The organism is Deltaproteobacteria bacterium (assembly GCA_020848905.1).
Lineage (GTDB): Bacteria > Myxococcota_A > Polyangia.
The window spans coordinates 54,367-63,489 of the sequence record JADLHG010000020.1 but is presented as its reverse complement, the minus strand read 5'-3'; the positions used below and the strand labels follow the sequence as shown (position 1 = coordinate 63,489).

8 protein-coding genes are annotated in these 9,123 nt (G+C 70.4%); 6 read left to right on the top strand and 2 right to left on the bottom strand.

Going from position 1 to position 9,123, the window contains the following annotated elements; translation table 11 throughout:
* From IT371_09745 to IT371_09720, 6 genes are all read left to right on the top strand, one after another.
* A complete protein-coding gene (locus IT371_09745; protein ID MCC6747929.1) occupies positions 1-1,110 on the top strand; it encodes a hypothetical protein in 1,110 nt (369 codons plus the stop codon).
* 3 nt (positions 1,111-1,113) lie between these two features.
* Entirely contained in the window at positions 1,114-2,256 is a 1,143-nt protein-coding gene (locus tag IT371_09740; GenBank protein MCC6747928.1) for a DUF4185 domain-containing protein, read from the top strand.
* The gene (locus IT371_09735) at positions 2,253-3,260 is read left to right on the top strand and encodes a hypothetical protein (GenBank protein ID MCC6747927.1); all 1,008 of its coding nucleotides are present in this window, start codon (positions 2,253-2,255) and stop codon (positions 3,258-3,260) included. Before IT371_09740 ends, IT371_09735 begins: the two co-directional genes overlap by 4 nt.
* 142 nt (positions 3,261-3,402) lie before the next feature.
* Positions 3,403-4,554 carry a hypothetical protein gene (locus tag IT371_09730; GenBank protein ID MCC6747926.1) on the top strand — a complete coding sequence of 384 codons (1,152 nt, stop codon included), beginning with the start codon at positions 3,403-3,405 and terminating at the stop codon, positions 4,552-4,554.
* Positions 4,551-5,609 carry a hypothetical protein gene (locus tag IT371_09725; protein ID MCC6747925.1) on the top strand — a complete coding sequence of 353 codons (1,059 nt, stop codon included), beginning with the start codon at positions 4,551-4,553 and terminating at the stop codon, positions 5,607-5,609. Before IT371_09730 ends, IT371_09725 begins: the two co-directional genes overlap by 4 nt.
* Positions 5,610-5,903: 294 nt before the next feature.
* Positions 5,904-6,386: a hypothetical protein gene (locus IT371_09720; protein MCC6747924.1), complete on the top strand. Its 483-nt coding sequence runs from the start codon at positions 5,904-5,906 to the stop codon at positions 6,384-6,386.
* Between the two features lie 186 nt (positions 6,387-6,572).
* Here the strand turns inward: IT371_09720 and IT371_09715 are convergent, their stop codons facing one another.
* Both IT371_09715 and IT371_09710 read right to left on the bottom strand, forming a co-directional pair.
* Positions 6,573-7,385 carry an alpha/beta hydrolase gene (locus IT371_09715; protein MCC6747923.1) on the bottom strand — a complete coding sequence of 271 codons (813 nt, stop codon included), beginning with the start codon at positions 7,383-7,385 and terminating at the stop codon, positions 6,573-6,575.
* A gap of 14 nt (positions 7,386-7,399) precedes the next feature.
* Positions 7,400-9,121, bottom strand: coding sequence for an acyl-CoA dehydrogenase family protein (locus IT371_09710; GenBank protein ID MCC6747922.1), 1,722 nt, complete (start codon positions 9,119-9,121; stop codon positions 7,400-7,402).
* Between the last annotated feature and the right edge of the window lie 2 nt (positions 9,122-9,123).

Genomic DNA, 9,123 nt, shown 5'->3' with positions numbered 1-9,123 from the left:
ATGAGTAGCTCCTCGCGAGACATCGTCTTGCTGTGCAACCCGCAGGCCGGCGGCCACTGGAAGGCCCTGGCGGAGATCCTCGACTCCGAGGAGGCGCAGCACGCGCGGCGCATCGTCACCGACTCGATCGACGATCTGGGCCCCGCGCTCGAGGAGCTCGGCAAGCGCACCGAGCTGGTCTGCATCTACGGCGGAGACGGCACGATCCAGCGCGTGCTCGACCGCGTTTGCCGCCAGGCCCGCGCCCGCCGGCCGCGCTTCGCCTTCATCGGGGGCGGCACGATGAACGTCGTGGCGCGCTGGTGCGGGCTGAGCGACACCCCGGCGCAGAATTTCCGCAGCGTGGTGCGGGCGCACCGCGCGGGACAGCTCCTCTTCAAGTCGGTGCCGCTCCTCGCCGTCCGCCACGGCGCCGAGCTCCACCACGGCTTCACCTTCGGCAGCGGCCCGCTGGTCCGCCTGCTCTCGCAGTTCGAGAAGAGCAGTAAGAGCCTGGTGCAGGTGGCGAACACCGCGGTCCGCTCGCTCTCCGCCGTCTGGAGCAAGCGCCCGGCCGATTACGCGGCCCTCGTCGAGCCGATGCAGGCCCGGGTGCAGATCGACGGGGAGACGCTTCCGGCCGACCGCTTCACGCTGGTCTTCTGCAACACCACCGGCCGGCTCTTCGTGGGGACCGACCCCTTCGTCGAGCCGCGGACCCGCGACACCTTCCACGTCGCCGCGTACGCCATCACGCCGCGCGAGTTCTCGTTGATGATGCCGCTGCTCGCGCGGGGGCTCTTGCCCATCGATCCGCACGCGCTGCGCTCGCCGGTCTCCGCCTGGACCCAGGCCGCGCTCTCCTTCTTCGGGCGGGGGCAGTTCCCGACCGACCCGCGCTACGTGAACCGGCCCGCCTCGCACCTCGAGCTCGACAGCCCCGAGAGGATCTTCACGTTGGACGGCGAGGTGCTGGAGAGCGACGGTGAGCCGATCTCCGTCGAGCTCGGGCCCGCGATCGAGCTGGCCATGAGCTCGACGGTCGACGTGGTCCCGGGCATCCGGCTGGCGGCACGGATCGCGCGCAGCGCCACGGACCTCGCGCTCGGCACGCTCCGGCGCGGGATGTAGGTCGTGGGCCGCGAGACGCGCTCGAGAGGCACGACGCGCCTCCGGCAGGCCCCCTGGCTCCTCGCCTGCCTGCTGCCCCTCGCGTCGTGCATCAAGCACCTCGGTGACGAGAGCCTGGCCATCGGGGTCGGGCAGGTGGAGCGCGACTGCCTCGTGCCCGTGCCCCCGAACGTGACGGGCCTCGGCGCTCCTGTCTCGGTGGAGTGGCCCGGACGGTCGCTCTGGCTGTGGGAAGAGCTGACGCTGAAGGCCACGCCCACCGAGCCCGAACGGCGCGTACCGGCGGCTGCCGCTATGGTCGGCGACGCAGGCCTCGCGTGCTCCCAGGGCGTGAGCCTGCTGCGCGGACCTGGCGGTCAGCTCCTCTCGCTCCTCGCCCTCGACCCCGAAGAGCTCGCGGAAAACGCCGCACGCACCGACGGGAAGCGCGTCGCGCTGCGCGCCGTCGGGGGCTTCGTGCACGGCGGGCAAGCCACGATCTACTACGACAAGCTCCTCCTCGGCCCCGGCGTCTTCGACGCGGAGGTGCTGGGCACGGGGCTCTGCACGCAAGCGGCGCCCGATCGCCCGTGCGAACGGGTCCGCCCGGCGCGGGCCCGGCACGAACCGTTTCTGCTCTGGCTGCGCCCCGGACCGAGCTTTGGGGCGAGCGCCTTCGTGGATCGCGACGGCTTCGCGTATCTGCACGGCTGCCAGCAGGTGGGAGCGTTCGACCACCGCTGCAGCGTGGCGCGCGTGAAACCCGAGGAGGCCGCAAACCCCGCCGCGTACCGCTACTACGACGGCCTCGGCGCGAGCTGGAAGGAGAGCGCAACGGGCGCGGGCCTTCTGGCCTCGGGGCCGCCGCTCGTGACGGCCGGCTACAACGCCTTTCTCCGACGGTACACGATGGTGGGTCTCGCGTATCTGGGCGAGCGCGTCGAGGTTCGGGTGAGCGACCGGCCCGAAAGCGCGTTTTCCGACCCGCTGCGCCTCTTCGACGCGGTGAAGCCTACCGAGTGGTTCGTGCAGGGAGGACGCGAGCACGCCGCCCTGCGACGCGAGGACGGACGCACCGTCGCGGTGAGCTACCACGTGGGCAACGCAGGGGCGGCCACGGGGCTGCACCTCGTGTCCTTCCGCTTCGACGAGGACTACCGGCGATGAGCGCTTCGTCCGGGACGTACGCGAGCCGCCCGCGCCCCACTCGCCTCGCCTCGCGGACCCTCGTCGCACTGCTGTGCGCGAGCGTGACCGCCACCGTCGCGCCCACGCTGGCGAACGGCACGCCCCGCGCCGCCGAGGCCGCGCCGCCCCGGAGCTCGGGCGCGACCGAGCCGCGCTTCGAGTTTCTCGCCCCCTTCCGCTCGATCTCGCTCAATGCCTCCGCCTCGCGGGACACCCCCGCCGTGGGAGTGGTCTTCCTCCCCCGCACCGTGCTCAGCGCCGGAGGCCAGTTCAGCGTCTTCACGCTGCGCGCGGCGGGCCTCACCTCCCGGCTCGGCATCTACGGCATGGTCGAGCTGGACGGCAACAACTCCACCACCGTCGGCTTCCCCTGGTTCAACGGCGACGTGCGCTTCTGGCGCGGCCTCTTCGGCTACTCGGTGGCCATCGCGTTCGACCGCCTGGCGCGAAGGTGGTGCGATCGCGGGTGCGCGCTCGAGGCCTCCGTCTCGTTTCGGCACGAGAGCGATCACCTGACCGCCTCGAACTCCTCGGGCGAGGGGACGACCGAGTACCTCACCTCCTCCCAGGTGGGCGACTGCATCATGCTGGACGCGGCGGCCCGCTATCCGCTCGGCCGCTTCGAGTTCACGGCCTCTCTGCGCCACAAGTTCTTCCTCCCCGGTCGCAGCAGCTACAGCCACGGCCCGGGGGTGGAGCTCATCGCGCGCTGGCGTCGCTTCCGCTACCTGCACCCCTTCGTCTCGTTCTTCGCCGAGTACCTGGTCGGCGTGCGCACCGTCCCCGCAGACCGCCGGACGCAGTACGGCACGCGCGGCTTTCCCGACGCGTATCTCGTGCGGAGCCTGCTCGGCGTGGCCGTCCCCTCCCGGGTCGGGGACATCTACCTGTTCGCGGACGGGACCGTGGGGCACCGCAAGGGCCTGGCGGTCTTCACCGAAGAGGCCACCCTCGGCGGCGGCGTGCGCTTCGCCTTTCCGTAAGGGCGCGAGGCCTGGACCGCCGAGTGGCCGGCAGGTGGTGCCAACTGTCACCCCCCGCTGGCGCTCCCCGCTGTAATTCCACGCCAATTCCACGCCGATTCCACGCACCCGGCTGGCATGTGCCGTGCAAACGCCCGTGGGCATGAAAGCCTGCAGGCAGTCCCCCCAGGCCGTAGCCGGCCTGCTGGTCGCGTCCATTCTGCTCTGTGCCGGCCCCGCGCAGGCGACGAAGGGCTCGCCCCGTCAGCTCGTGAGCCCGCAGCGCGTCCGCAGCATCGGCCCGCGCAGTCCCGTGCCGACCTACTCCGCGGATGGACGCGCCCCTCTGAACGACCTCTACGCCGCCTACGACAAGATGGCCCGGGACCACGGCTGGATCCGCGAGGTGATCTACCGGCAGGGCGTCACCGTCGACGGCAAGCGCTATCGCCTCCCCGTCGTGACCTACCGTACCCCGTGGACCGGCAAGGCCATGTGGATCACCGCGGGCATCCACGGCGAAGAGCCCTCGGGGCCGAACGCGCTGGCCCAGGCTACGACGCTGGAGAAGCTGGCGCAGGTCGCGAAGGACCGCCACATCCCGATGGTTCTCATGCCGCTCATCAACCCCGCCGGCTACCGCAAGAACTGGCGGCACCCGAACACGCCGCGCAACGAGGACAAGAGCCAGAGCGTCTCCGATGCGTGGGGCGTGCTGGCCGGCCTGCCGAAGGAGGGTCAGGACCCCATGCGGCCGCGGGCGGCCAAGCCGAGCAGCGCCGGCGCACACGCGATCACCACCTGGATCGCCCGCATGTCGGCCCGGTACCCGACCTTCGACCATCTCGATCTCCATCAGGACGACCTGCTCGCCCCGGGCACCTCGTACCTCTACTCGCAGACCAAGGCCGGGGCCAACGACCCCGTGGCCAAGATGCTCCGCACCCTGGTGCGCCAGAGCGGCTTCCCCACGGTGGACGGACGCAACGTCCCCGCGCTCGCCGCGAACGGCCTCCCCACCGTCACCGGCGTCACGCGCTTCGGCGAGAAGATCGTCCGGGGCATCGTGCCCACCGTCAACGACGGGTCGATCAACGATCTGATGGCCGCCACGCGGGTCATCCTCGACGGCAAGGTGGTGCGAAAGCGCGGCGCCAAGAGCGTGGTCATCCCCGATCTCGCGCTGCAGGGGCGCCCGGGTGGCAAGAATCCGATCGAGACCCACACGCGCATCCTCTTCTCGGTGGAGAAGATCTGGGACCTCCTGAACCGACCCGCGCCACGCAAGCCGGCGCGCAAGGGGAAGACCTCATGAACTCCTCGACGACCCACGCCACGGGACGTCTCCAGGCCCTCGCCGCTCTCGTCGCCACGTGCGTGCTCTGCGGCGCCTCCTCGGCTTCGGCCCTCGAGGGGTCGCGCGCGGTCGGCAAGATCGGCCCCCGCACGCCGGTGAAGACCTACTCGCGCGACGGCCGCGCCTCGCTCAACGACCTCTACGCCGCCTACGATCGCCTGGCCCAGGAGCACGGCTGGATTCGTGAGGTGGTCTACGTGGCGCGTACCACCGTCGACGGCAAGCGCGTGCGCCTGCCCGTGGTGGCCTACCGCACGCCCCAGCAGGGCAAGGCGATCTGGATCGTGTCCGGCGTCCACGGCGAGGAGCCCGCCGGGCCGAACGCGCTGGCGCAGAAGAAGAACGTGGACCGGCTGGCGAAGATCGCCAAGGAGCGCGGCATCCCGATGGTGGTCATGCCTCTTCTGAACCCCGCCGGCTACCGCAAGAACTGGCGCTACCAGAACATCCGGCGCAACTGGCGCAAGGGCAAGAGCGTCTCGGACGTGGACCACCTGGTCCTCGGCCTGGCGGAGGCGGGACAGGACCCGACGAAGACCATCCGCGCGAAGGCCATCAGCCCGCTCTCGCGCGACGTGACCACCTGGATCGCGAAGATGTCCACGGCGTACCAGCCGGTGCTTTGGCTCGACTCCCACGAGGACGAACGCAACAAGGGGACCTACTCGTACGTCTACTCGCAGACCGCGACGGGCGCCAAGGACCCCGTGGCCCAGGCGCTGCGCAAGATCCTCGGCCGGGCCGGCTTCCCCTCGCAGCGCAGCGGCAAGACGCGCTTCGGCGAGACGATCGTGAACGGCGTCGTCTCCAACCTCGGCGACCGGTCGCTCGAGGACCTGGCGGCCCGGGACCGCGTGGTGCTGGACGGCAAGGTCGTGCCCAAGCCCGCCGCGCGCAGCGTGATCGTCCCCGAGACGCCGGTCCGGCACGCCCTCCCCGCGCGCGTCGCGGTCCACGGCAAGATCTTCCGCTCGGTGGAGAAGTTCTGGGACCTGCTCATGGCGGGCGAGTAGCCCGGGGCTCCACCCGACAGGCGACCCGGCCCCTTCTTCTCCCCTCCTAGCCTGGCTGAAACCGCCGCTGCCGCAGGGGCACGCGGCCGAGCCGCCGTCCCCGACGAAGCACGCCCACCGCTGCACCACCGGTCGAAGCCTTTCACGCAACTAGCCGCGCTCGTGCCGCTCGACCTCCCGCGGCCACCACGCCGTTCGTCCTCCGAGGACTCCGACCTGCCCACGACCGGCCGCAATCGGTGCGTGGCGCGGACCTTGCGTAGTTCCTGCCTGGAGTCACCCAGGGAGGAATGGATGTCCCATCGCCGTCGCGCTCTCTCGTTCGCTCGTCCACGCCACGCGGCCCTCGCCCTCCTGCTCGGGCTCGCGCTGGCGAGCTCAGCGCACGCGCGCTCCGGCGGCTGGCCGGGTCGCGACACGACCACCCGACGCGCCCCAGGTGGCGAGAGCTCGGGCGCCTTCAGGCGGTGGGCCCCGCGCATCCTGACCCTGACTGGGGCCGCCCTCGTGATGGCGACCCTCTCCACCAGCGGCTTCAACGTGCGCTGGCGGCGCGGCAACGAGGAGGTGCAGGTCTCGCAAGACGAGGAAGGGCTGCTCGTCGAGGGGTACGGGCGTCGAGACCACGCGCCGGGGATCGGCCGCTGGGCCGCGGGCCTGATCATGCAGTTTCTCGGCCGCCGCGCCGACCCGATGATGCACAACGAGCACCCCGAGGCGCGTCACCAGGCCGAGGTCATCGAACAGCTCGCTGAGCGCCACGGCTGGAGCCGCTGAGCCGAAGCGCGCTCACCGACGGACGTGTCGCATTTGACGGCACCTCGCCTCACGGCGCGCCCAGATGCTCCTCGACGGCTGTTGCAACTGAGATCGGTTCGCGTTTCCACCGGCGGCACGCCGTAGCGACGAGGCCGGCGACGAGATCCGGTCGTCTCCTTCGCCTGCTGGCGAGCGCGACGACGCTCAGCGGGGTCGCCCGCACTCCACGACGAACGCGGCCACGTCGCGCGCAAACTGCTCCGGCACCTCCCAGTGCGCGGTATGCCCAACGCCGTGGTACTGAACCAGCCTCGACGAGCGCACCGCGCGCACCAGGGCATCGGTCGCCGCCCGGTCGACGATCGCATCCTGGTCGCCCCAGACGATCAGTGTCGGGGCTTCGAGGGTTGCGAGCTCGGCCAAATCATCGTCGTCGAGGAGCGACCTGAAGGTCTGGCTCCAGACGCGCGCCGGGACCTTCAGGCTCTCGGCAATCATCGCCTCCACGAACGTCTGGTCGACGGGGCGCGCGAACGTCCCCGCGGCGAAGTCTCGCACGAAGGCAGGATCGATGGGGTCGGTGAGGTCCCTGATACGTCGTCCTGCAGCCTCTACCGCTGGACCCGCCAGCCGGACGAACGAGCCCTCGAGGACGACGCCGGCGACGCGCTCGCGATGCTCCATCGCGAAGCGCCGTGCCACGAGGGACGCCGAGGAGTGACCCGCGACCACGACTCTCGCGAGACCGAGCGCCTCGAGCAATGCCTCGAGGTCTCGCGCGTAGTCACGTACCGAATATCCCGCGTCGGGCTTGTCCGACTCACCGTGACCGCGCTGCGAGACAGCGATCACGCGAAGCGACGTGGGGAGATGGCGGAGCACCAGCTCCCAGCTCCGCCACGAATCCGACAGGCCGGGGAGGAGAACGAGGACCTCCTTCGACCGCGAGTCTCCGAGGTCGACGTACGAGAGGCGGAGCTTCGTTCCGAGTACGACCGTCTGCTGGACGGGGGTCATTCCGCACCGAGCCCTCAGACCAGGATCTTGTCCACGTGGATGAGGTCGGCGAACTGCTCGTGCAGGATCGAGCCGGCGGCGCGGCGGCACTTGGAGAGCGCGCTCACGATGTAGCGCTGCGCGATGAAGACCTTGTGCTCGTCGCGCTCGGCCTCGTCGAGCAAGAGGTAGCCCACGTAAAGGTGCCCGTAGATGTCCACCAGTTCCTTGGCCGCCACGTCGGCGAAGGCCTTGTCGCCTCGCTCGGTGACGGTCTTCAGGCCTTCGAGGAAGAGGCGCCGCATCTCCTTCAGCGCGTCGCAGAGCCGGACGAGCGTCCCCTTGCGCGGGCGCTCCTCTTCGGCCGCGAAGTGCGCCCCGAGGAGGTCCTTCATCACGCCGCCGCTGGCCGCGACCACCTGCATCTGCGAGGTCCCCTCGTAGATGTTGGTGATGCGCGCGTCCCGCGCCAGCCGCTCGACCGGAAATTCCTTCATGTAGCCCGCGCCGCCGTGGATCTGCAGCGCGTCGTAGGCGATCTGGTTGGCCGACTCGGAGAGGACGTATTTGGTCAGCGGCGTGAGCAGGCCCGAGATCTGGCTCGCCTCCTTCGACTTCTCACCCGCCTCGCCGGAGGACTCGCCGCGCGCCTTCAGCGCCTCGGCCCGCGTGGTCAGGGCCTCGCGCCGGTCGACCCATTTGGCCGTGGCGTAGAGGAGCGAGCGGTTGGCCTCGAGCGCGACGCGCATGTCGATGAGCATGTTCGTGACCGGCGGCAGGTGCACGATCGCCTGACCGAACTGCTGCCGGGCTCGCGCGTAGGAGAGCGCCTCCTCGTAGGCCGCCTGCGCGATGCCGAGAGCCTGCGCCGAGACGCCGAGCCGCGCGGCGTTCATCAGGTCCATCACGTAGCGGATGAGCCCGAGCTTTCGCTTGCCCACCAGCTGCGCCGGCGTGTCGTTGAACTGGAGCTCGCAGGTGGGCGAGCCGTGGATGCCGAGCTTGTGCTCGATGCGTCGCACCTTCACCGTCTCGTCGCCGTAGCAGACGAAGAGCGAGAGTCCGCGGCCGTCCTTGGTCCCCGGCTCCGAGCGGGCGAGGACGAGCAGGACCTCGCCGCAGCCGTTGGTGATGAAGCGCTTCACCCCTCGCAGGCGCCAGCGCCCCTCTGCGTCCTGGTAGGCCTGGAGCTTGACCGCTTGCAGGTCCGAGCCGGCGTCGGGCTCGGTGAGCACCATCGCGCCGGTGACGTCGCCGTTCGCAAAGCGGGGCAGGAACTCCTCCCGCTGGGCCTCGTCGCCGAAGCGGTGGATCGTCTCGGCCACGTCCTGCAGCCCGTAGATGTTCATCAGCGAGGCGTCCCCCCGCGAGATCATCTCGATGGCCATGATGTAGACGGTGATGGGAAAGTTCAGGCCGCCGTACTGCCGCGGCAGCGTGACCCCCATCAGCTCCGCCTGGGCCAGCCGGTCGAGCGCCTCGCGGGTCCCCCTCGCGTAGCGTACCTTGCCGTCCTCGAGGGTATTGCCCTCCACGTCCACCTCGGCCGCGCGCGGCGCAACGAAGTTCGCCGTCAGGTCGCCCACGATCTCCAGCACGCGCCGGTAGTTGTCGAGCGCGTCGGCGTAGTCCGTCGGAGCCCACGGATAGCGGGCCGCCTCGCGGTACTCCTCCTCGCGGATCGCGATCACGTCCTCGAGACCGAGCTGGTTGAACTGGAACTGCAGGTCGCTGTTGTCGGTGAAGAAGTTCGACATGG

Bases quoted from the DNA above. Each gene is read 5' to 3' on its own strand.
- IT371_09745 (MCC6747929.1), top strand. From the start codon at position 1: ATGAGTAGCTCCTCGCGAGACATCGTCTTGCTGTGCAACCCGCAGGCC.
- IT371_09735 (MCC6747927.1), top strand. From the start codon at position 2,253: ATGAGCGCTTCGTCCGGGACGTACGCGAGCCGCCCGCGCCCCACTCGC.
- IT371_09730 (MCC6747926.1), top strand. From the start codon at position 3,403: ATGAAAGCCTGCAGGCAGTCCCCCCAGGCCGTAGCCGGCCTGCTGGTC.
- IT371_09725 (MCC6747925.1), top strand. From the start codon at position 4,551: ATGAACTCCTCGACGACCCACGCCACGGGACGTCTCCAGGCCCTCGCC.
- IT371_09720 (MCC6747924.1), top strand. From the start codon at position 5,904: ATGTCCCATCGCCGTCGCGCTCTCTCGTTCGCTCGTCCACGCCACGCG.
- IT371_09715 (MCC6747923.1), bottom strand. From the start codon at position 7,385: ATGACCCCCGTCCAGCAGACGGTCGTACTCGGAACGAAGCTCCGCCTC.
- IT371_09710 (MCC6747922.1), bottom strand. From the start codon at position 9,121: ATGTCGAACTTCTTCACCGACAACAGCGACCTGCAGTTCCAGTTCAAC.